Raw genomic sequence first — 21,260 nt, 5'->3', positions numbered from 1 at the left:
AGGTGTGAGCCTGGCATCAGACGAAGGGCTTCCCGACCTTGTACTTTTCCGGCACCAGCCGCTTGAGATAGGCCATGCCGGCATCCGACAGCTGATTGAGATCGGGCTTCATGAAATCATCCGGCATGTGGCGGGTCTTGCCGGCGACGTTCTTCAGCGGCACTTTCTTCAACACCGTTTTGGTGCCGTCATATTGCAGCGCCACCGAGCCGCCGCCCTGTTCGGCGACAGTGACGGCGAAAGCGCCGGCATCGAAAGCCTCCTGCGCGTCGACCGCGCTAATGGCGCCGATATTGCCGCGCGGCATGTAGCCTAGGGCATCGACGCGGGCTCGCTTGCCCGGCAGCCCTTCTGCCAGCGCACGCTCGAGTGCAGCCGGCAGGTCGCTGCCCGACAGCTTGACGTTGCCATGCTCGTCGCGCTCCAGTTTGTCCGGCGGCACCAGGCTTTCGACCAGCGCCTTCGGTGGCGATGACACGGCGACGATGCAGCGCTGTGGCGATCGAGCGTGGCGCGAACGTCGTCGATGAAGCCGGCGGCCGAGAACGGGCGCTCAGGCACATAGACGAGGTGCGGTCCGCTGTCGGGGTCGAGCTGCCATGCCGCAGCGGCCGCGGTCAGGAAGCCGGCATGCCGGCCCATGACGATGCCGACATAGATGCCGGGCAGCGCGCGAAAATCGAGGTCGACGGACAGGAAAGCGCCGGCGACGAACTCGGCCGCGGAGATGAAGCCTGGCGTGTGGTCGTTTTCCTCGAGATCATTGTCGATGGTCTTCGGCGCATGGACGAAGGCGATCTTGCCGCCGGCGGCGTCGGTCAGGATTTGCTGTGTGCCCGACGTGTCGTTGCCGCCGATGTAGATGAAAGCGTCGGCGCCGGCCTTCTTCAGGCCGTTGAGGATGACATCGCAATAGGCGGCATCCGGCTTGTCGCGCGTCGAGCCAAGGGCCGCACTCGGCGTGCCGGCAATCAGCCGCAGCCGGTCTTCCGGGATGGCGGAGAGATCGACATAGTTGCCGTCACGAATGCCGCGCACGCCGTGAATGGAGCCGAAGACCTTGGCACCGGGATGCCGCTTGCGGATCTCCAGCGTCGCCCCGACCACCGTCTGGTTGATGACGGCGGTTGGACCGCCGCCCTGCGCGATAACAAAAGTTCCGGCCATTCCTGACGTCTCCCGAGCGATGAATTCGCAGGCACATTCGCCTGTCTTTCGCTATCGCGCAACGGAAGAGTGGGACGGGTGACGTGTCAGACGACGACGACCGGGTTTTTCTTTGAGACGCGGCTGTAGAGATCGATGATGTCCTGGTTGATCAGGCGCACGCAGCCCGACGACATCGCCTGGCCGATGCTCCACCATTCGGGCGAGCCGTGGATGCGATAGCCGGTGTCCTTGCCGTCCTGGTAAATGTAGAGGGCGCGCGCGCCGAGCGGGTTGGTCAGGCCACCGGGCTGGCCGGCCTGCCATTTCACCAGTTCCGGCTTGCGCGCGATCATTTCGGGCGGCGGCGTCCAGGTCGGCCATTCCCTGCCGTACTGGATGTTGGCGCGGCCGGACCAGCGGAAACCGTCCTTGCCGATACCGACGCCGTAGCGGATTGCATCGCCGCCCGGCTGCACGAGATAGAGCATGCGCTCCTGCAAATGGACGACGATGGTGCCGGGTGCCTCGCCTGTCGTGTCGACGACGATCTGGCGGCGGAATTCCGACTTGACCTTGAGATATGGCACTTCCGGCACGTTGAAGCCGCCATCTGTCATCGCGGCATACATCACGCCGGGGCTGGTGATGTTCTTGTCGACGCTGATGCTCGGCCGGATCGGCCGCACGGAACCGGTGACCGTATCGTCGAGTTCGAGTGCGGGCAGGCCGCCGCCCGAGGTCGAGCAACCGGCGGCGCTGAGCAGCGCGAGCGCCCCTGCCCCTGACAGGATGGCACGACGGGAAAGATGATGATGATCGGTTTCGATTGCGTCGCCGTTTCGCGGCGGCGTCAGACCTTGCGGCAACTCACGCATATACCCAAACCCTACGCTGTCGGCGGGAAGCACGGTCCGGCCGGATAGCGGGCATTTTCATCATTCATGGTTGATAAAGCGTGAAGACCTTGCGCAGCCTGCGTTTGCGCATTGCCCGGCGGGCGCTCGACCTTCCTGCCTGAGCATTGACTGGGAGCTGCTGCACAAAAAGACCTCGGACGGGTCATAATCCCGGCGCCGGCATTTCCTACCTCTCAAGCGATCAGCGAGGGGCCTCCATGTGCAAAACGTTAAAAACCGACATCAAGCTTTTTGCCGCTGCCATTGTCGCGGCAGCAACCGTTCTCGGTGCCAATGTCAGCCTGGCCGATATCGTGAGCACGCTGAGCGGCGCGAACTGACACCCAGCTGCCGTTGGCGCAGTTAGGGGAAATCGCCTCTTTACATTCTCCCGGGCCTAAGGATTTATCCTCTTCTTTGAGCTCAAAGGAGACGAGCATGTCCTTCGAAAACTGGGCCGCCTTCGCCGCTGCGTCGACGATCCTTCTCATCATCCCGGGCCCGACCATCCTGCTGGTCGTGTCCTACGCGCTGGGCCAGGGCTGGCGCACCGCTCTGCCGATGGCGGTCGGCGTGGCGCTGGGCGACTTCACCGCGATGACCTTGTCGATGCTGGGCATCGGCGCGCTGCTGGCGGCTTCGGCGACCGTCTTCACCATCCTGAAGCTGATCGGCGCCGGCTATCTGATCTATCTCGGCGTGAAACTGTTTCGCGCCGGCGGTGCGCTGAAGGCCGAACCACGCACCGATGCGGTGTCGTCGGCCAAGATGATGGCGCATGCCTGGCTGGTCACCGCGCTCAATCCGAAAAGCATCACCTTCTTCGTCGCCTTCCTGCCGCAGTTCCTCGACCGGCACGCCGATTTCTGGACGCAGATGCTGACTCGAGACGACCTCCTGGCGCTCGCCTTCGCCAATGCCTTCGGCTACGCACTGATCGCGGCACGCGCCCGCAACGTGGTGCGCAATCCCAAGGCAATCCGCATCTTCAACCGCACCGGCGGCACGCTGCTGGTCGGCGCCGGCATCGCCACGGTGGCGATGCGTTCCAGCAACTAGGCTCTCTTTTTGGCATGACCCGAAACTGTTTTTCGGGGTCATGATCGGCCTTACCATTTGACGCTGAAGCCGAGATTGCCTTCGAGGATACGGCGTTTGTCGCCACCGAGATTGGTGGTGTAGTCGCCGGTGGCGAAGATGCTGACCTTGTCCGTCACCTTGGCGATCACGCCGCCGCCGAATTCGAACGAGGTCGATTTGCCCTCGGTCGAGATATCGGTGGTGTCGAAATTGACATGGCTGGTACCGCCGAAATCGTGCCAGATGTTGGCCTTGAGGTAAGGCTGCAGCATGCCGTTGATCGTTGTCTCGCCTTGCAGCCGTGCGCCCAGCCGGCCGGTGACGCTGCCGTCGGAATCGAAGGAAACCGAAGCAAAGCGGTCCGAGGTATCGTCGAGCGACAGATGCTGCCAGACCAGTTGCGCCTGCGGCTCGAGCGTCCAGCCTTGTCCTAGCGCTATGGGATAACCGCCTTCCAACGAAGCTGTGACGCCGGTGCCGCCGACATCGATGCCGATGTCACGCGACGATGTCGCATTTCCCCCGAAGAAGGTGGCCATCAAGACGCCGTCCAGATACCAACCGCCTTGGCCGATGCGGGTCCAGTAGCCGCCGACACTGGTGCCGTCGAGATCGATACCGCCGACGGATAGATTGTCCTGTCCCAGCGCCTGGCCGCGCACATCACCATTCATGCTGGCATAGGCGATGAACAGGCCGGCGCGATCGACCGAACCGGAGCTGGTTTCTCGGCCGAACAGATCGAAGCCGCCCTGGAAGCCGAACAGTGTGCCGTCGAAAGACGGCGACACCGTTCCCGACCAGGCCATCTTGGTGTCCTGACCGAAAATGCGGCCCCAGACCGGCGACAGCTCCATGTTCGACAACAGGCTCTGCTCGCCGCGCCGTTCGTGGAAGGTACCGAGCGTGGTCATCGCCAGATGTTCGGCGACCGGCGGCAAGGCCGAATAGACCGGAACCTCGATGCGATAGAGCAGGATTTCCTCTCCCGCGGCCGGTGTCGGCAGGTCGGGCGCCGCCGTCGGCACCACCGGTGGCGGAGGTGGCGGATCCGCGGCCGCTGCCTCGGGCGGCGGCGGTGGCGGTTCGGGCTCCGGATCGCTGGCCTGTACCGGCGGCGTCGGATCGACGGGCGGGTTGTTGATGTCGCCTTCGGTCGGCACCGGCACCGGCGGCAGCTCGGATGGCGGTGGTGGCGGCGCGGTCTCCGGCGCCACCGGTTCCGGCGGCGGGGTGGGTTCGAGCGCCGGTGGAGCCGCTGCCGGTGTCGCCGGCGTGATCAGTGTCGAGCGCAGGTACCAGTTCTCATCGCTGCCGGCGCTGACGCCGCCCTTGAACAGATAATATTCGAAGGCGCCGGCGGCGACCGGTGCGTCGAGCGCAAAGGTGGAGGCGCCGGAGGTGGCGCCGTTGACCGCCTGGACGACCATGATGCCGTCCTGCGTGGTCGCCGCACCGGCGCCGCCGAGATTGACCACGGTGATGCCGGTCGAACCGGAAGCCGTTCCGCCCGACAGGACCAGCCGGTCGGATGCGGAACTATCGTCACCAAGCTCGGTCTGGATAAGCAGCAGGCCACCCAGTCCGGTATAATTGCCTGATATCGTCAGCCGATCTGTCGCGCCGGTGCTGCCGTTGGTCAGGTCGATGCGTCCGGCGTTGGTGACCTGCGCCAGCTGGCCGGCCGTGAAGGCCTGGATCGCCGCGTTGAAGCCGCCGCCGAACAGCGTGCTGGCGGCATCGACACTGAGCGATCCGGTGCCGGTGCCGCTGTCGCCGAGCACCAGATTGCCGTCCAGCGTCAGCTCGGTGTCGTTGGTGGCGTTGATGGTTTCCCAGTTCTGGACTCTGGCGATCCCGTCCAGATCGACGTTGTCGAAAGTCAGCGTGTCGGTACCGAGACCGCCGTTTATTGCATCCGTGCCACCGAGATTGGCGTTGGTGAGGTTGCTGAGCTTGGCGGTGTCGTTGTCGCCGCCGAGATCGACGGCGCCATAGATGATGCCGCCGCCGTTCCAGACGAAGTTGTCGGCGCCAAAGCTCATCAGGATATCGCCGCCGACCGTGCCGCCGGTGACCGTCACGCTGTCATTGCCGCCGCTGACGCTGATGTTGCCGCCGATGGTGCCGCCCGACAGGATGATCGTGTCCTCATCGAAGCCGGTGACGAGGTTGCGGTCGATGATCCCGCCGGACATGTTGAAATAGTTCTTGTCGAGCTTCATGTTGACGCGGCCGATGCGACCGCCGGTCATCACGGCGCGGTCGCCATCGTCGAAGAAATCGACGATGCGGCCGCCGGTCATGGTGAAGGTGTCGAGGCCATCGCCCTGGTTGAGCGAACCGATCTGGCCGCCGCTCATGTTGAAATCGTCGATGCCTGCGCCCTGCTGGACATTGCCAGCGACAGTGCCGGCGCCAATGGTGAAGAAATCCGTGCCGCCGCCCTGATCGACGGTTCCGGTGATGGTGCCGGACTGCATGTCGATGCGGTCCGTGCCGACGCCAAAGGTGACGTTGCCTGATATCTGCCCGGTGCCGCCGGCGGGGAAATTCAGCGTGTTGTCGCCGTCAGTATCGGTGAGGCTGCCGCCCGATGAGCCGCTATCGCAGGTGTAAACGGTGTTCCCAGCGGATGGTCCCAGCACGCATGCGGCAAACGCAGCGGAATTTGGCAGCAACGCAAAGGCTGTAGTTGAGAGGACGCTAATAAGCCATGGATGTAGCTGGCGCGGCCTTCGCCGCAGCAAAGCAACTGCTCCTTCCGCATCCTCCGAACGACTGTTCTGAGGCCCGTTCTTCAGATGCCGCATCGCGTCCCTCTCGATTCGCGATTTCAAGCCCCCGCCCGGCGCCGCAATGAAGACACAATTCGTTCGATTTTACAAAGCCTAATCTACCCCGCATGGTTGCTAAACTGCAAAGACTACTGAAATGGTCTGGCGCAGCGCGTGGTTGGCGTGTCCGTGGCTCATGCTTTAGGATCGCCTTGGGCCGAAGGATCGAGGGCCTGTTACGGGTCGATGAAAGGACATCGCATGGCAATCAGGGACGCATTCGGCCTGACGCTTTCGGGCGCTACGGAGGCGGGATTCACGCCCTACAGCCAGGCGGTGCGTGAACTGCAGTGCTTCATCGGCGATCCCGTAGCCTCCATCGACAGCGCCATCGCGGAAGATCCCGGCTTCGTCATGGCACATGTCTTCAAGGGCTATCTCTTCGGCCTCGCCACCGAGCGGGAGGCGACGGCGGTGGCCAAGGCTTGCCATGAAGCGGCACTGCCGCTAGCCGCGACCACGCGCGAGCAGGCGCATGTCACAGCCCTTGGTCACCTCGCCAACGGGCGTTGGCATCAAGCCAGCCGCATTCTTGAAGATATCACCATCGAGACCCCGCGCGACGGGCTGGCGCTGCAGGTCGGCCACCAGATCGATTTCTTCACCGGCAATGCCCGCATGCTGCGCGACCGTATCGCCCGCGCCCTGCCAGCCTGGCAAAGCGGCATGCCCGGCTACCACGCCATGCTCGGCATGCAGGCGTTCGGGCTGGAGGAAATGGGTGACTATGTCAGGGCCGAACAGCTCGGCCGCTCGGCGGTCGACATGGAGCCGCGCGACGGCTGGGCTCAGCATGCCGTCGCCCATGTCATGGAAATGCAGAGCCGGCAAAGGGATGGCATCGCCTGGATGCGCGCCAACCCGGAAGCGTGGACAAGGGAGAGTTTCCTGCAGGTCCACAATTGGTGGCACCTCGCGCTGTTCCATTATGATCTCGGCGAAACGGATGAGGTGCTGGCGCTCTATGATGGCCCCATCTACAGCGTGCAATCGACGATGGCGCTCAACATGGTCGATGCCTCGGCAATCCTGTGGCGGCTCCACCTCGGCGGTTTCGATGTCGGCGACCGCTGGGGAGCGCTCGCCGCCAACTGGCGCAAGGCCGGCGCCGGCCTTTATGCCTTCAACGATGCCCACGCCATGATGGCCTTTGTCGGTGCAGGGCTCGATGCGCCAGCCCTCGCCTTGCTCGAGACGCAGCGCGAAGCCATGCGCGGCAACGACGACAATGCGGCTTTCACAAGAGATGTCGGCCATCCGCTGACGCTCGCCATCAAGGCGTTCGGTGAAGGCAGCTACGCCGAGACCGTGCGCCTGATCCGGCCGATCCGGTCGATCGCCCATCGTTTCGGCGGCAGCCACGCCCAGCGCGACGTCATCGACCTGACACTGATCGAGGCGGCCCTGCGCGCCGGTGAGGGTGCGCTGGCCAGGGCGCTCACGGCAGAACGTTCGATGGCGCGACCCGACAGTCCGCTGTCAGCGCTGTTTTCGCGACGCGCCGCCGATTTGTCAGAGAATTGACCCGAAGCGGATCTTGTTTTAAAAACTGGCCAAGCCAGATTTTTTCGAGACCCGAAAAAATTAATGGCATGGGAGGAAATCATGTATCTCGGCCTCGATCTCGGGACATCGGGCGTCAAGGCGCTGCTGATCGATGCCGGGCAAACCGTCATCGGCTCCGGCCATGCGTCGCTCGATGTTTCACGCCTGCATCCGGGTTGGTCGGAACAGAATCCCGACGACTGGATCCGGGCCTGTGAGGAGGCGGTTGCCGACCTCAAAGCCAGGCATCCCGGGGAATTCGCCGCGGTCAAGGGTATTGGCTTGTCCGGCCACATGCATGGCGCAACGCTGCTCGATGCCGCCGACAAGGTGCTGCGGCCCTGCATTCTATGGAACGACACGCGCAGCCATGCCGAGGCTGCCGTCCTCGATGCCGACCCGCGCTTCCGCGCGCTGACCGGCAACATCGTCTTTCCCGGCTTCACCGCGCCGAAGCTTGCCTGGGTGAAGAACAACGAGCCCGCTGTCTTCGCCAAGGTCGCAAAAGTGCTGTTGCCCAAGGATTTCCTGCGGCTCTGGCTTTCGGGCGAACACATTTCGGAAATGTCGGATTCAGCCGGCACGTCCTGGCTCGATGTCGGCAAGCGGCGCTGGAGCGCGGACCTGCTCGCGGCGACATCGCTCAACGAGAATCAGATGCCGTCGCTGGTCGAGGGTACGGAGAAGGCAGGCGCGCTGCGTGCCGAACTGGCATCTAAATGGGGCATCCAGGCCGGCATTCCGATCGCCGGCGGTGCGGGCGACAATGCGGCCTCGGCCTGCGGCATGGGCACGGTCGGCGCCGGCCATGCCTTCGTCTCGCTCGGCACGTCGGGCGTGCTGTTTGCCGCCAATGCTTCCTACCTGCCCAACCCGGCAAGTGCCGTGCATACCTTCTGTCACGCGCTTCCTAACACCTGGCACCAGATGGGTGTGATCCTGTCGGCAACCGATTCGCTCAACTGGCTGTCCGAAATCACCGGAGCGCCGGCGAATTGACCGCCGAACTCAGCGACACATTGAAGGCGCCAAGCGGCGTGTCCTTCCTGCCTTATCTCTCGGGTGAGCGCACACCCTACAATGATTCCGCCATTCGCGGCGCGTTCACCGGGCTGGCGCATGAATCGAGCCGTGCCGTGCTGACGCAGGCCGTGCTGGAGGGTGTCGCCTTTGCCTTCCGCGACAGCCTCGAAGCCCTGGCCAAAGCCGGCACGACTTTGACGCGGGTAACGGCGATCGGCGGCGGTTCGCGCTCGCGCTACTGGCTGAAGGCAATTGCCACCGCGCTTCAACTGCCTGTCGACATTCCCGCCGACGGCGACTTCGGCGCCGCCTTTGGTGCCGCACGGCTCGGCCTGATCGCGGCTACGGGTGCCAATCCGCTTGAAATCTGTACGGCACCGAGGACCGATGCCACGATCGAACCGGACGCGGCGCTTGGCGGCGTCTATGCCGATGCCTATCAGCGCTACCGGGCGCTCTACCCGGCAATCAAGGTCGCCACGGCGTGAGCAATTTCTCGCCCACGCCGCGGCTTGCCAGCTCACTGCGCCGGCACCTTGTCGAGGAAGCCGGTGACGCTCTTCAGGCGGCCGTTCTCGATGACGCCGATGTCGGTACCTTCAATGACGGAAGGAATGCCTTCCGGACCAAGGTTCCACGAGAAGCGGATCTTGTCGGCAAAACCGTCCGGCGTGCCCTTCAGCGAAAACCGGAAGCCGGCAAAGCGCTGCTGCACGCCGTCGATCAGGGCCGCGACACCCGCATGGCCATCGCCCTGCATGAGCGGATCGCGATAGCTGACGTTTTCGGTGAAGGTCGCCTTGAGCAAGTCGGCCCGGCGCTCGGCATCGCTTTCGTTCCAGGCAGTGATGTAGTTCTGGGCGATCTTGTTGAGGTCGGTCATGGTCTGTCTCCTTTGCTGGACGGTTTTGACATGAGCCTTTTCGACCAGCGGAAGAACGAAACCAATTACGCCTGAGGTAATCAGAGCTAATTACCTGAGATAATCAGGGCGAATTATTCGAAAGAGGAAAAAGATCATGAGCAGCGGATTTTTCGGCGACATCCAGAAGATCAAATATGAGGGGCCGGATTCGACCAATCCGCTGGCCTACCGGTTCTACAATCCCGATGAGGTCGTCGCCGGCAAGCGGCTGGAAGATCATCTGCGTTTCGCCGTCGCCTACTGGCATTCCTTCGCTTGGCCGGGCGGCGATCCATTCGGCGGCCAGACCTTCGACCGTCCCTGGTTCCCCAAGGCAGGCGGCGTCGACACGATGGAACTGGCCAAGCTCAAGGCCGATGTCGCCTTCGAGATGTTTTCGCTGCTCGGCGCGCCCTATTTCTGCTTCCACGACGCCGATGTGCGGCCGGAGGGCAAGGATTTTTCCGAAAGTGCGGCCCGCCTCGACGAGATATCAGACTATTTCGCCGGAAAAATGAAGCAGACCGGCGTCAAGCTTTTGTGGGGCACGGCCAACCTGTTCTCCAATCGCCGCTTCATGTCGGGTGCGGCCACCAATCCCGATCCGGATGTCTTTGCCTACGCAGCGGCGACTGTAAAAAGCTGTATCGACGTCACCAAGCGGCTGAAGGGTGAGAACTACGTGCTGTGGGGCGGGCGCGAGGGCTATGAGACGCTGCTCAATACCGACCTTGCCCGCGAGCAGGAACAGGCCGGCCGTTTCCTCAGCATGGTCGTCGACTACAAGCACAAGATCGGTTTCAAGGGCACGATCCTGATCGAGCCGAAGCCGCAGGAGCCGACCAAGCACCAATACGATTACGATGTCGCCACCGTTTACGGCTTCCTCAAGCGCTTCGGGCTCGAGAAGGAGGTCAAGGTCAACATCGAGCAGGGCCATGCCATCCTGGCCGGCCATTCCTTCGAGCACGAGCTGGCGCTGGCCAATGCGCTCGGCATTTTCGGTTCGATTGACATGAACCGCAACGACTACCAGTCGGGATGGGACACCGACCAGTTCCCCAACAACGTGCCGGAAATGGCGCTGGCCTACTACCAGGTCCTGCAGGCCGGTGGCTTCAAGACCGGCGGCACCAATTTCGACGCCAAGCTGCGCCGTCAGTCGCTCGATCCGCAAGACCTGCTGATCGGCCATATCGGCGGCATGGACTCTTGCGCACGCGGTCTGAAAGCCGCGGCTCGCATGGTCGAGGACAAGGCGCTGTCCGCACCGCTGGCCGAACGTTATGCCGGCTGGAACACGGCCGAGGGCAAGGCGATGCTTTCCGGCAAACGCACGCTGGAAGACATCGCCGAGCGCGTCGTCAAGAAGAAGATCGAGCCGCAGCCAAGGTCCGGCCGCCAGGAACTGCTAGAAAACATCGTCAACCGATACGTGTGAAGCCCGATCTCTGGACCGACATCCGCCACCTCTGGCTGAAAGCCGCCGCCATCACCATCTGCTAGTCAGCGCATTTCGCGCGCGCCGCCGAAGATCGGACGGATCTTTGGCGGCCTGCACGCGATCAAGGTGCCGCGCCGCCGAAAGGCGACACGGCCGCCTTTACTTTTATGCATGTCGTCGTCCCAAAACCGCTGTGCACTTTTGGGCGACATGCATGGCAGGAGACGGAAAATGGCAGAGGATCGAATCATCGTGCGCCCGGCGCAGGCAAGCGATATCCCGGCTTTGAAGCGGGTCCTGCAGGAAACATTCGAAGGCACCTGGCTGCCGAATGTCACCGAGGCAGCGGCGCAGCGCTATATCGAGACGGATATTGGCGGGCGTTATGTCGACCGGAGCTGGCCTGAATTTGCCGTTGCCGAGATCGATGGCGCGGTCGCCGGCCTGATCCATTGGCGCGCGGACTTCATCGAAGCCCTGCACGTCATGGCGTCCCGTCAAGGGCAAGGTGTCGGCCGCAAATTGCTTTCCTATGCCGAACAGGCGATCGGCGCGACCGGGTCGACGCAGGTGCGGTTGGAAACCGACACGTTCAACCTGCCCGCACAAGCACTCTACAAGGCGGTCGGCTATGTCGAGAAAAACCGCTATCCGGATGACGAATGGGACAGTGGCTTCACCACGGTGCTGTTCGAGAAGCGGCTGTAGATTTCTCCTTGACCTGCGCTGCCCAGACGCAGGAACAGCTCTGCGCAAGGCCGGGTCCGACGACACGGTTTTGCCCTTTGCCGCCCTTCAATGACCTCGCTCTTGCCTTCAAACTGCCGTCACGTATCTCGTATAAGACTGGCTCGTGGCGGGAGAGGAAGAAGGAGGCGAACCGATATGCAGAACGAACGTGAAATCGACGCCCTGCTCTCACCTGGCGAGACCGGATCGATCATCGACCGGTTGATGGCAATGCCGAGGAAAACCGACGACGCCAAGATTTCGAACGAATGGGATCGCGCCGTTGCCAGCCGCTTCGAGACCCATCTTGCCAGACAGATGCGCTCGCAGATCGATGGCGACCATCAGAACGCGGCCTGATTTTTCTTTTGAACTAGCCCCTCCGAAGCCTGACCGGCGCTTCGCCGAAAGCCCTTGAAAACGCTCTCGAAAACGCCGCGGCGGACGAAAATCCGGTCCGCCCGGCAATATCGGCCATGGCAACCCTTGTATCGACCACCAGCCGGCGCGCGGCGCCGAGGCGCAGCCTGAGATAATAGGCGCCCGGCGTCTCGCCGATCGACTTGCGAAAGATGCTCTCCAATGTCCGCGCCGTTACCCCGGCGCGCTTTGCCACCGCCTCTATGGTCAGCGGCTGGTCGACATGCGATTCCATCAGCCGGATGGCTTGCGCAAGGCGCGGGTCGTAACCGTCGAGCCGGCCGAGCGAGACCAGCGGCTGCGCATCGGTCGCCGCACGCGCCTGATCATAGATGAACGAACTTGCCACATCCAGCGCCACGGCCATGCCGAGCCGGGTGCGAATCAGATGCAACATCAGGTCCAAAGTTGGCGAGGCGCCGCCCGTGGTGAAGACCGGCCCGTCGATGATGTATCGATCGGGGCGCACGTCGACGCCCGGGAAGGCGGAGGAAAAATCCTCCATATCCTCCCAATGGGTGGTGGCGCTGCGTCCTTCCAGCAAGCCGGCGCGTGCCACCAGCCATGTGCCGGCTTCGACACCGCCGCAGGCGCGCGCCGTTCGCGCCGCGCGGCGCAGGCCTGACAGCAGGGCCGATGTGGCATAGTTCTGAGTGCCGAAACCGGCGACGACGACAAGCACATCGGTTGGTTCAGCCGCATCGAACCGGCCACTGACCGCCACCGGCAGGCCGCATGTTGTGACCGGCGCCTCGCCCGTCACCGAGACCAGTTTGAAGTCGAATAGGGTTTCGCCGGCGATGCGGTTGGCGGCGCGCAGCGGATCGACTGCGCATGCCACGCACATTATGGACGCCCCGGAAAACACCAGCAGCGTCACCTTAAGCGGTGAGTGCTCGGCACGAAAGATTGTCGATTTTTCGCTTTTTGTCATACCACCTTCGTAAAACGCAAAACAGTTTCCGACAAGTCAGGCATTGTCGCCGTCTGTCTGGATTGGGAGGAGAGTTCCATGCCGCTTGCCATGAACCGCGAGGTTTTCATTACCTGTGCCGTGACCGGGTCCGGCGGCTCGCAGGATCGCAGCCCGCATGTGCCACGCTCGCCCAAGCAGATCGCCGATTCGGCGATCGACGCGGCCAAGGCGGGTGCGGCGATCGTGCATTGCCATGTGCGTGATCCCGAGACCGGCAAGCCCAGGCGCGACGTGCATCTCTACCGCGAAGTGACCGAGCGCATTCGCGAGGCCAATGTCGATGTGGTGCTGAACCTGACCGCCGGCATGGGCGGCGACATGGTGTTCGGATCGCCGGAAGCGCCGCTGCCGCTCAACGAAAAAGGCACCGACATGGGCGGCGCCACCAACCGCATGGAACATGTGCGCCAGTGCCTGCCGGAAATCTGCACGCTCGATTGCGGCACCATGAATTTCGCCGAGGCCGACTATGTCATGACCAACACGCCCGGCATGCTGCGCGCCATGGGCGGCATGATGACGGCGCTCGGCGTCAAGCCGGAGATCGAGGCTTTCGACACCGGCCATCTGTGGTTCGCCAAGCAACTGGTTGAGGAAAAGGTGCTCAACCCCGACGCGCTGGTGCAGCTCTGCATGGGCGTGCCGTGGGGGGCGCCTGACGACCTCAACACCTTCATGGCCATGGTCAACAACGTGCCATCGACCTGGAACTGGTCGGCCTTCGCCATCGGCCGCAACCAGATGGCCTATGCCGCTGCGGCGGTGCTAGCCGGCGGCAATGTCCGCGTCGGGCTTGAGGACAATCTATGGCTCGACAAGGGCGTGCTGGCGACCAATGCGCAATTGGTCGAGCGTGCCGCCAGCATCGTCACCAATCTGGGCGCCAGGATCATCGGCCCGGAGGAAGTGCGCAAGAAGCTGAACCTGACCAAGCGGGCGCCGATAGCGGCATAAATTATTCGCTGGGAGGGTCGGCATGACTACCGTAAAATTCACGGCGATGAAGGATGGCGACCGGGACGACTACGAGTTCCTGACCGCGCATGAAATCGACTATGCCGCCAGGACCGGCGAGCGGCTGCTCGATGCGCTGGTGCAACTCGATGAGGGCCTGTCGGGTTACAAGATCACCCGGCTCGGCCATTCGCTGCAGGCCGCGACGCGCGCCTGGCGTGACGGCGCCGACACCGACTGGATCGCCTGTGCGCTGCTGCACGACATCGGCGACATCTATGCGCCCTACAATCACGACGAATATGCCGCTTCGATCCTGAAACCCTTCGTGCGCGAGCAATGCACCTGGGTGGTGGAAAAGCATGGCGACTTCCAGCGGCTCTATTATGCTCACCATCTGGGCGGCAACCGCCATGCCCGCGACCGCTTCGCCGGCCACGCCTATTTCGACGATTGCGACCAGTTTTGCGAGCGCTGGGACCAGTCGAGCTTCGACCCCGACTACGACACGCTGCCGATCGAGTTCTTCCGGCCCTTCGTGCTCGAAGTCTTTGCCCGCAAGGCCTACGACGCGTCCGTGATCCGCGCCGGAGAGCGCGTGCCTCTCATCGATCCCGCAACAGCCAAGACAAGAACCGGAGCCACAGCATGAGCATCATCAACAAGGCGGCCGCCATCGGTGGCGGTGTCATCGGCGCCGGCTGGGTGGCGCGGCTGCTGCTCAACGGCATCGACGTGTCGATCTTCGATCCGGATCCCGAGGCCTCGCGCAAGGTCGGCGAAGTGATGAAGGGCGCGCGCCGCGCCTACAAGCAGATGGTGCCCGGCGGCTTGCCCAGGGAAGGCAAGCTGACCTTCGCCAAGACCATCGCCGAGGCGGTCGCCGATGCCGATTTCATCCAGGAGAGCGTGCCGGAGCGGCTCGACCTCAAGCACCGCGTGCTGGCCGAGATCGACGCCCATGCGCCGGCCAATGCGATTGTCGGCTCCTCGACCTCCGGCATCAAGCCGACCGACATGCAGGTGGCGATGAAGAAGCATCCGGAGCGGCTGGTCGTCGGCCATCCGTTCAACCCGGTCTATCTCCTGCCGCTGGTCGAGATCGTCGGCGGCGAGCAGACCTTTCCCGAGGCGATCGAAGTCGCCAAGGAGATGTACGCCTCGATCGGCATGAAGCCGGTCGTCATCCGCAAGGAGATCGAGGCCTTCGTCGGTGACCGGCTGCTCGAAGCGGCGTGGCGCGAGGCGCTGTGGCTGATCAAAGACGGCATCTGCACGGTCGAGGAACTCGACGACATCATGCGCTATGGCTTCGGCCTGCGCTGGGCGCAGATGGGTATGTTCCAGGTCTATCGCGTCGCCGGCGGCGAGGCCGGCATGCGCCATTTCATGGCGCAGTTCGGCCCGTGCCTGAAATGGCCATGGACCAAGCTGATGGACGTGCCGGAGTTCAACGATGAGCTGGTCGACTTGATCGCCACGCAGTCGGACGACCAGGCGCATGGCCTGTCGATCCGCGAGCTGGAAAAGATCCGCGACGACAATCTGGTCGCCATCATGGATGCGCTGTCGAAGCAGAACAAAGGCAAGGGCTGGGGCGCCGGCGCGTTGCACAAGGACTATACCAAGCAGCTCGCCAAGCTCGCGGCGAAGAAACCGACGGCCTCCAAGGCGGCCGAGAAAGCCAAGGCCTTGAAGCCGGTGAAGAAAGCCGAAAAGCCGAAGAAAAAGACCGGCAAGAAGAAAGGCTGAGACCATGGATTTCGGGCTGTCGGAGGAACAGAGGCTCATCGTCGAGACGACGCGTGCGTTCGTCGAGAACGAGCTTTACCCGCATGAGCGCGAGGTCGAGCGCACCGGCGTGCTGCGCCGCGACCTGATCGAGGAGATCAAGGCCAAGGCGATCGAGGCCGGGCTCTATGCCGCCAACATGCCGGCCGATGTCGGCGGTGCCGGCCTGGATACGGTGACCTGGCTGCTCTACGAAAAGGAACTCGGCCGCGCCAATTATGCGCTGCACTGGACCTGCGTGGCGCGCCCCTCCAACATCCTGCTCGCCGGTACGCCGGAGCAGCGCGAGAAATACCTGTTCCCCTGCATCCGTGGCGAGAAATGGGACTGCCTGGCGATGACCGAGCCGGGCGCCGGCTCCGACCTGCGCGGCATGAAGGCGACCGCCGTGCAGGATGGCGACGACTGGGTGCTGAACGGCACCAAGCATTTTATCTCCCACGCCGACCTCGCCGACTTCGCCATCGTTTTCATGGCCTCGGGCGAGGAAGAGTCTGCGCGTGGAAAACGCAAGAAGATCACCGCCTTCTTCGTCGACAAGGGCACCAAAGGCTTCACCGTCCGCGACGGCTACCGCAATGTCTCGCATCGCGGCTACACCAACGCCATCCTTGAATTCGACGATTGCCGGCTTCCCGCCGCCCAAGTGTTGGGCGAAGTCCACAAGGGTTTCGACGTCGCCAATTCCTGGCTCGGCGCCACCCGGCTGCAGGTCGGCGCCACCTGCCTCGGCCGTGCCGAGCGAGCGCTTGGCCATGCCGTCGAATATGCCGCGCAGCGCCAGCAGTTCGGCCAGCAGATCGGCAAGTTCCAGGGCGTGTCGTTCAAGCTTGCCGACATGGCGACCGAACTGAAGGCCGCCGACCTGATGGTGTTCGAAGCCGGCTGGAAGTACGATCAGGGCACCGTCACCGATCAGGACATGGCCATGGCCAAGCTGAAGGCCACTGAAATGCTCGCTTTTGTCGCCGATGAGGCAATCCAGGTCCATGGCGGCATGGGGCTGATGGACGACCTGCCGCTGGAGCGCATCTGGCGCGACGCGCGCGTCGAGCGCATCTGGGAAGGCACGTCAGAGATCCAGCGCCACATTATTTCAAGGGCGCTGCTGCGTCCGTTCGGGGCATAACATATGCATAAACTTGAGCGTCTCCTGCGGCCGAAATCGATTGCCGTCTTCGGCGGGGCGCAGGCTGCAGCCGTCGTCGCGCAATCGATCAAGATGGGCTTTGCCGGCGAGATCTGGCCGGTGCATCCGACCAAGGACGAGGTCGCCGGCCGCAAGGCCTATCGTTCGGTCGCTGACCTGCCCGGCGCGCCGGACGCTGCCTTTGTCGGCGTCAACCGGCATTTGACCATCGAGGTGGTCAAGGCGCTGGCCGAGCGCGGCGCCGGCGGCGCCGTCTGCTTTGCCGCCGGCTTCCTCGAGACCGAGGCCTATGACGACGACGGCGAGCGGCTACAGGCCGAGCTGGTCGCAGCAGCCGGCTCGATGCCGATCATCGGGCCGAATTGCTATGGCCTGATCAATTATGCCGACGGTGCGCTTCTGTGGCCCGACCAGCATGGCGGCATAAGACTGGCCGAGGGCGGCAAGGGCGTCGCCATCATCACCCAGTCCTCCAACATCGCCATCAACATGACGATGCAGAAGCGCGGCCTGCCGATCGCCTTTCTGATGACCGCCGGCAACCAGGCGCAGACCGGCCTTTCCGAAATGGCGCTCGGCCTGATCGAGGACGAGCGGGTCACGTCGCTCGGCCTGCACATCGAGGCCTTCGATTCGGTAGCCGGCTTCGAACGGCTGGCGGCACGAGCCCGCGAACTTAAGAAGCCGATCATCGCCATGAAGGTCGGCCGCTCGGAACAGGCCAGACAGGCGACCGTCTCGCACACCGCCTCGCTGGCCGGCTCGGACGCGGCATCGGGCGCCTTCCTGAGGCGGCTCGGCATAGCGCGCGTCGATTCCATCCCCGCCTTCATCGAGGCGCTGAAGCTGCTGCACATCACCGGACCTTTGCCCGGCTATAGGCTGTCGTCGATGAGCTGCTCCGGCGGCGAGGCCTCGGTCATGGCCGACAGTGCCGAAGGCCGCTGGGTCAATTTCCCTGATCTGACCGGCACGCACCGTGCTCATGTCAAATCGACGCTTGGGCCGCTGGTCGCGGTAGCCAATCCGCTCGACTACCACACCTTCATCTGGAACAACGAGCCGGCGATGACCGCCACCTTCACCGCCATGGTGTCGGGCGGCTTCGACCTCAACATGCTGGTGCTCGACTTCCCGCGACCCGACCGCTGCTCGGACACCGACTGGTGGGCGACGCTGCGCGCCTTTGAATCGGCGCTGAAGACCAACAGGGCGCAAGGCGCGATCGTCTCCTCGCTGCCGGAGAACCTGCCTGAGGAATACACGGCCGGGCTGATGGCGCGTGGCATGGTGCCGTTGTTCGGCATTTCCGAAGCGATGGATGCAGCCGGGGCGGCAGCCTTCATCGGCTGGGCTTGGGCTGAACCGCAGGCGCAGCCGATCGACACGTCGGCCGCAGGTGCGCCTGGCGGTGACCACGTCACCCCTGATGAGGCCGAGGCGAAATCCCGCCTCATTGAGGCCGGCCTGCCGGTGCCCAAAGGCGAACGGGCCGCCAATGCCGTCGAGGCGGTGATCTCGTCGATGGCGCTCGGCTTCCCGGTGGCGCTGAAGGCGCTCGGCGTCACCCACAAATCCGAGGTTGGCGCTGTCAGGCTCAACCTCAAAGATGCGGAGTCCGTCAGCACCGCGGCGCATGACCTGTTGCCGCTCGGCACCGGCCTCTATGTCGAACGCATGGTGCGCGACGGTGTCGCCGAACTGATCGTTGGCTTCACCCGGGACCCGATGTTCGGCGCGGTGATGACCTTGGGCACTGGCGGCGTGCTGGTCGAGCTGTTGCGCGACAGCGTCACCCTGATGCTGCCGGCAACGCGCGACGATATCGAGGCAGCGTTGCGCGGCCTGAAACTGTTCCCGCTGCTCGAAGGCTATCGCGGCCGGCCGAAAGCCGATGTCGCCGCTGCCATCGATGCCATCTCGGGCATTGCCGCTTTCGTGCAGAAGAATGCCGGAGAGATCGAGGAACTCGACATCAACCCGCTGATCGTCTGCAGCGAAGGCAAGGGCGCCTGGATCGCCGACGCACTGCTGGTGCTGGGAGACAAGAAGAATGTCTGACGTCATTTCGACCCGCCGCGAAGGCACCATCCTCGAGGTCACGCTCGACCGGCCAAAGGCCAACGCCATCGACCTGAAAACCTCGCGGCTGATGGGCGAAACCTTCAAGGCGTTCCGCGACGATCCGGAGTTGCGTGTCGCCATCGTCAAGACATCAGGCGACAAGTTCTTCTGCGCCGGCTGGGATTTGAAGGCGGCTGCAGACGGTGATGCGGTCGATGGCGACTATGGCGTCGGCGGTTTTGCCGGGCTGCAGGAACTGCGCGACCTCAACAAGCCGGTCATCGCCTGCGTCAACGGCATGGCGGTTGGCGGCGGCTTCGAACTGGCGCTGTCCTGCGACCTGATCTACGCCTCGGACCATTCCTCCTTCGCGCTGCCCGAAATCCGCGCCGGCACGCTGGCCGACGCGGCGACGATCAAACTGCCGAAGCGCATCCCCTACCATGTCGCCATGGACCTGCTACTCACCGGCCGCTGGATGGATGTCGCCGAGGCGCATCGCTGGGGCCTTGTCAACGAAGTGCTGCCCAAGGAAAAGCTCGAGGGGCGCGTCTGGGAAATCGCCCGGCTGCTGGCCGGCGGCCCGCCGCTGGTCTTTGCCGCGATCAAGGAGACGGCGCGCGTCGCCGAAGCGCTGACTTTCCAGGACGCGATGAACAAGGTGACCCGCCGCCAGTTGGCGACGGTCGATGCGCTTTATGGCTCCGAGGACGGCATGGAAGGTTTTCGCGCTTTTGCCGAAAAGCGCGATCCGGTGTGGAAGGGGAAATGAGCGGCAGACCAGCGCCCATGACCGACTACAAAATCCTCATCGACGCCGAAACCTGGGCCTTCATCGAGCGGACCAACTCCTATTATCCACCCGACACGATCGACTACACGATCGCGCAGCAGCGCGAGATCTATGACCGCATGTGCCGCGAATTCTTTGCCGGCTATCCCGAAGGCGTTGCGGTCGAAACTTCCGCCATTACAACGCCCACGCACGACATTCCGATCCGCACGTACCGAAGCGCTCGCCAAGCAGCCGCGACGGTGCTGTATTTCCATGGCGGCGGCTTCATCCTCGGCGGCTTGGACAGCCACGACGATGTCTGTGCCGAGCTATGCGCCCGCACCGGCTATGGGGTGGTTTCGGTCGACTACCAGTTGGCGCCGGAGCATCTGCATCCGGCCGCCTTCGACGATGTGATGAGCGCCTTCGAATGGGCCGCCGCCACCCGTACGCACCCCATCGTGCTTTGCGGCGACAGCGCCGGCGGCAATCTGGCCGCTGCCGTCAGCCATGCGATGCGTGGCCATCCGCGAAAACCGATCGGCCAGGTGCTGATCTATCCCGGCCTCGGCGGCGATCGGTCGAAGGGATCCTATCTCCGGCACGCCGAAGCGCCGATGCTGACCATGCGCGATCTCGAATTCTACAAGCACATCCGCACCGGCGGGCAGGACAGCAGCGGCGACGCGACGCTGGCCCCGCTTGCCGACACCGACTTCTCCAACCTGCCGCCGACAGTGCTGATCACGGCACAGTGCGACCCGCTGTCGTCGGATGGCGAGACCTATCGCGACCTGATCGTCGCGGCAGGCGGACACGCCACCTGGTTCGAGGAGCCGGGATTGGTGCACGGCTATCTCAGGGCCCGGCACACGGTCGGCCGCGCCCGCGCAAGCTTTACGCGGATCACTGAGGCGGTGGCCGCCCTTGGGCAGGGCGCCTGGCTTTGGTGAACGATTTTCCCATCCTGCGAGTAAGACGGCTGCACAGATGTGATCGGATCCGGCCGGCGTAATGCAGGCGCAATGCTGGCGGTGCAGACCACCATGGGTTTGACCGACAGCAGGAAATCGCAGACATGACCAGGTTCGGAAGCGCGTTGGCGCTCATCATTTGCGCCGCGACGCTTAGCGCATGCGTCGACACGGAGGATTATCGCGACCGCCCCTGGCGCGAACACCACTGGCGGGATCGCGACCACCGACCCGACAGACCGTGGAGGCCGGACAGGCCGTGGCGCCCCGACAGGCCCGATCGTCCCGACAGACCGGATCGGCCTGATAGACCGGACCGACCATGGCGCCCCGATTGCGTCGGCGGACCGGCAGTTGATTGTGCACCCCGACCGGATCGGCCCGATAGGCCCGATAGGCCGGACCGCCCAGGCCGTCCCGATTGCGTCAGCGGACCAGCAATTGATTGTGCGCCCCGGCCGGACGTACAACCCGGCGGACCGGACTGCGCTGATGGTCCTGCGACGAGGCCGCCGCCTGACTGTATCGAGCCGCGCCGACGGCATCGGC

17 protein-coding genes and 2 pseudogenes are annotated in these 21,260 nt (G+C 63.8%); 14 read left to right on the top strand and 5 right to left on the bottom strand.

All coding sequences use genetic code 11. The features are described from left to right. Positions 1 to 16 precede the first annotated feature (16 nt). Together EJ076_RS06495 and EJ076_RS06490 are read right to left on the bottom strand one after the other, a co-directional pair. Positions 17 to 1,167 (bottom strand): annotated as a pseudogene (locus EJ076_RS06495) (diphosphate--fructose-6-phosphate 1-phosphotransferase). A gap of 86 nt (positions 1,168 to 1,253) precedes the next feature. Next, positions 1,254 to 2,024, bottom strand: coding sequence for a L,D-transpeptidase (locus EJ076_RS06490; RefSeq protein WP_126067320.1), 771 nt, complete (start codon positions 2,022 to 2,024; stop codon positions 1,254 to 1,256). Between the two features lie 239 nt (positions 2,025 to 2,263). Here EJ076_RS06490 and EJ076_RS35995 point away from each other — a divergent pair, with 239 nt between their 5' ends. Together EJ076_RS35995 and EJ076_RS06480 are read left to right on the top strand one after the other, a co-directional pair. Further along, positions 2,264 to 2,386, top strand: coding sequence for a hypothetical protein (locus EJ076_RS35995; protein WP_013528283.1), 123 nt, complete (start codon positions 2,264 to 2,266; stop codon positions 2,384 to 2,386). A gap of 97 nt (positions 2,387 to 2,483) precedes the next feature. Next, positions 2,484 to 3,104 (top strand): LysE family translocator, encoded by a 621-nt coding sequence (locus EJ076_RS06480; RefSeq protein ID WP_126067319.1) that lies wholly within the window; start codon positions 2,484 to 2,486, stop codon positions 3,102 to 3,104. Positions 3,105 to 3,154: 50 nt separating this feature from the next. On the opposite strand, the gene EJ076_RS06475 is transcribed toward EJ076_RS06480, so the two are convergent. Continuing rightward, entirely contained in the window at positions 3,155 to 5,938 is a 2,784-nt protein-coding gene (locus EJ076_RS06475; RefSeq protein WP_126067318.1) for an autotransporter outer membrane beta-barrel domain-containing protein, read from the bottom strand. A gap of 225 nt (positions 5,939 to 6,163) precedes the next feature. Between EJ076_RS06475 and EJ076_RS06470 the strand changes: the two genes are divergently transcribed. Then, positions 6,164 to 7,486, top strand: coding sequence for a tetratricopeptide repeat protein (locus tag EJ076_RS06470; protein ID WP_126067317.1), 1,323 nt, complete (start codon positions 6,164 to 6,166; stop codon positions 7,484 to 7,486). An 81-nt stretch (positions 7,487 to 7,567) separates the two neighbouring features. Next, positions 7,568 to 9,018: pseudogene (gene xylB / locus EJ076_RS06465) on the top strand (xylulokinase). 32 nt (positions 9,019 to 9,050) lie between these two features. On the opposite strand, the gene EJ076_RS06460 reads toward xylB, so the two are convergent. Next, entirely contained in the window at positions 9,051 to 9,413 is a 363-nt protein-coding gene (locus tag EJ076_RS06460; RefSeq protein ID WP_126067316.1) for a nuclear transport factor 2 family protein, read from the bottom strand. 136 nt (positions 9,414 to 9,549) lie between these two features. On the opposite strand from EJ076_RS06460, the gene xylA reads away from it, so the two are divergent. From xylA to EJ076_RS06445, 3 genes are all read left to right on the top strand, one after another. Beyond that, the gene (gene xylA / locus EJ076_RS06455; protein WP_126067315.1) at positions 9,550 to 10,875 is read left to right on the top strand and encodes a xylose isomerase; all 1,326 of its coding nucleotides are present in this window, start codon (positions 9,550 to 9,552) and stop codon (positions 10,873 to 10,875) included. Positions 10,876 to 11,109: 234 nt separating this feature from the next. Next, on the top strand, positions 11,110 to 11,586 hold the full coding sequence (locus EJ076_RS06450; protein ID WP_126067314.1) for an N-acetyltransferase: 477 nt from the start codon (positions 11,110 to 11,112) through the stop codon (positions 11,584 to 11,586). A 177-nt stretch (positions 11,587 to 11,763) separates the two neighbouring features. Then, positions 11,764 to 11,967: a hypothetical protein gene (locus tag EJ076_RS06445; RefSeq protein ID WP_109666881.1), complete on the top strand. Its 204-nt coding sequence runs from the start codon at positions 11,764 to 11,766 to the stop codon at positions 11,965 to 11,967. 13 nt (positions 11,968 to 11,980) lie between these two features. Here EJ076_RS06445 and EJ076_RS06440 read toward each other — a convergent pair whose 3' ends face one another. After that, positions 11,981 to 12,961, bottom strand: coding sequence for a GlxA family transcriptional regulator (locus EJ076_RS06440; protein WP_109666883.1), 981 nt, complete (start codon positions 12,959 to 12,961; stop codon positions 11,981 to 11,983). Positions 12,962 to 13,039: 78 nt separating this feature from the next. Between EJ076_RS06440 and EJ076_RS06435 the strand changes: the two genes are divergently transcribed. From EJ076_RS06435 to EJ076_RS06405, 7 genes are read left to right on the top strand one after another with little or no spacing between them, the layout of a single operon-like run. Then, positions 13,040 to 13,957 (top strand): 3-keto-5-aminohexanoate cleavage protein, encoded by a 918-nt coding sequence (locus EJ076_RS06435; protein ID WP_023775990.1) that lies wholly within the window; start codon positions 13,040 to 13,042, stop codon positions 13,955 to 13,957. A 22-nt stretch (positions 13,958 to 13,979) separates the two neighbouring features. After that, positions 13,980 to 14,609 (top strand): HD domain-containing protein, encoded by a 630-nt coding sequence (locus EJ076_RS06430; protein WP_109666885.1) that lies wholly within the window; start codon positions 13,980 to 13,982, stop codon positions 14,607 to 14,609. Next, a complete protein-coding gene (locus tag EJ076_RS06425) occupies positions 14,606 to 15,709 on the top strand; it encodes a carnitine 3-dehydrogenase (protein ID WP_126067313.1) in 1,104 nt (367 codons plus the stop codon). Before EJ076_RS06430 ends, EJ076_RS06425 begins: the two co-directional genes overlap by 4 nt. Positions 15,710 to 15,713: 4 nt before the next feature. Continuing rightward, complete coding sequence (locus EJ076_RS06420) at positions 15,714 to 16,877, top strand: acyl-CoA dehydrogenase (RefSeq protein ID WP_109666889.1); 1,164 nt, start codon at positions 15,714 to 15,716, stop codon at positions 16,875 to 16,877. A gap of 3 nt (positions 16,878 to 16,880) precedes the next feature. Beyond that, positions 16,881 to 18,959: an acetate--CoA ligase family protein gene (locus EJ076_RS06415; RefSeq protein ID WP_126067312.1), complete on the top strand. Its 2,079-nt coding sequence runs from the start codon at positions 16,881 to 16,883 to the stop codon at positions 18,957 to 18,959. Continuing rightward, positions 18,952 to 19,734: a carnitinyl-CoA dehydratase gene (locus tag EJ076_RS06410; protein ID WP_126067311.1), complete on the top strand. Its 783-nt coding sequence runs from the start codon at positions 18,952 to 18,954 to the stop codon at positions 19,732 to 19,734. The genes EJ076_RS06415 and EJ076_RS06410 overlap by 8 nt, the downstream gene beginning before the upstream one ends. Before the next feature lie 17 nt (positions 19,735 to 19,751). Then, complete coding sequence (locus tag EJ076_RS06405) at positions 19,752 to 20,690, top strand: alpha/beta hydrolase (protein WP_126067310.1); 939 nt, start codon at positions 19,752 to 19,754, stop codon at positions 20,688 to 20,690. The last annotated feature ends 570 nt before the right edge of the window (positions 20,691 to 21,260 follow it).

Source organism: Mesorhizobium sp. M7D.F.Ca.US.005.01.1.1 (assembly GCF_003952545.1).
GTDB classification, from domain to species: Bacteria; Pseudomonadota; Alphaproteobacteria; order Rhizobiales; family Rhizobiaceae; genus Mesorhizobium; species Mesorhizobium loti.
The sequence above is the reverse complement of the archived record's forward strand: the minus strand, read 5'-3'. Positions and strand labels throughout refer to the sequence as shown.

What these genes read in the sequence shown, in the direction of transcription:
- EJ076_RS06450 (WP_126067314.1), top strand. Translation starts at nt 11,110, where the DNA reads ATGGCAGAGGATCGAATCATCGTGCGCCCGGCGCAGGCAAGCGATATC.
- EJ076_RS06460 (WP_126067316.1), bottom strand. Translation starts at nt 9,413, where the DNA reads ATGACCGACCTCAACAAGATCGCCCAGAACTACATCACTGCCTGGAAC.
- EJ076_RS06490 (WP_126067320.1), bottom strand. Translation starts at nt 2,024, where the DNA reads ATGCGTGAGTTGCCGCAAGGTCTGACGCCGCCGCGAAACGGCGACGCA.
- EJ076_RS06480 (WP_126067319.1), top strand. Translation starts at nt 2,484, where the DNA reads ATGTCCTTCGAAAACTGGGCCGCCTTCGCCGCTGCGTCGACGATCCTT.
- xylA (WP_126067315.1), top strand. Translation starts at nt 9,550, where the DNA reads ATGAGCAGCGGATTTTTCGGCGACATCCAGAAGATCAAATATGAGGGG.
- EJ076_RS35995 (WP_013528283.1), top strand. Translation starts at nt 2,264, where the DNA reads ATGTGCAAAACGTTAAAAACCGACATCAAGCTTTTTGCCGCTGCCATT.
- EJ076_RS06425 (WP_126067313.1), top strand. Translation starts at nt 14,606, where the DNA reads ATGAGCATCATCAACAAGGCGGCCGCCATCGGTGGCGGTGTCATCGGC.
- EJ076_RS06445 (WP_109666881.1), top strand. Translation starts at nt 11,764, where the DNA reads ATGCAGAACGAACGTGAAATCGACGCCCTGCTCTCACCTGGCGAGACC.
- EJ076_RS06475 (WP_126067318.1), bottom strand. Translation starts at nt 5,938, where the DNA reads ATGCGGCATCTGAAGAACGGGCCTCAGAACAGTCGTTCGGAGGATGCG.
- EJ076_RS06435 (WP_023775990.1), top strand. Translation starts at nt 13,040, where the DNA reads ATGCCGCTTGCCATGAACCGCGAGGTTTTCATTACCTGTGCCGTGACC.
- EJ076_RS06410 (WP_126067311.1), top strand. Translation starts at nt 18,952, where the DNA reads ATGTCTGACGTCATTTCGACCCGCCGCGAAGGCACCATCCTCGAGGTC.
- EJ076_RS06470 (WP_126067317.1), top strand. Translation starts at nt 6,164, where the DNA reads ATGGCAATCAGGGACGCATTCGGCCTGACGCTTTCGGGCGCTACGGAG.
- EJ076_RS06405 (WP_126067310.1), top strand. Translation starts at nt 19,752, where the DNA reads ATGACCGACTACAAAATCCTCATCGACGCCGAAACCTGGGCCTTCATC.
- EJ076_RS06415 (WP_126067312.1), top strand. Translation starts at nt 16,881, where the DNA reads ATGCATAAACTTGAGCGTCTCCTGCGGCCGAAATCGATTGCCGTCTTC.
- EJ076_RS06440 (WP_109666883.1), bottom strand. Translation starts at nt 12,961, where the DNA reads ATGACAAAAAGCGAAAAATCGACAATCTTTCGTGCCGAGCACTCACCG.
- EJ076_RS06430 (WP_109666885.1), top strand. Translation starts at nt 13,980, where the DNA reads ATGACTACCGTAAAATTCACGGCGATGAAGGATGGCGACCGGGACGAC.
- EJ076_RS06420 (WP_109666889.1), top strand. Translation starts at nt 15,714, where the DNA reads ATGGATTTCGGGCTGTCGGAGGAACAGAGGCTCATCGTCGAGACGACG.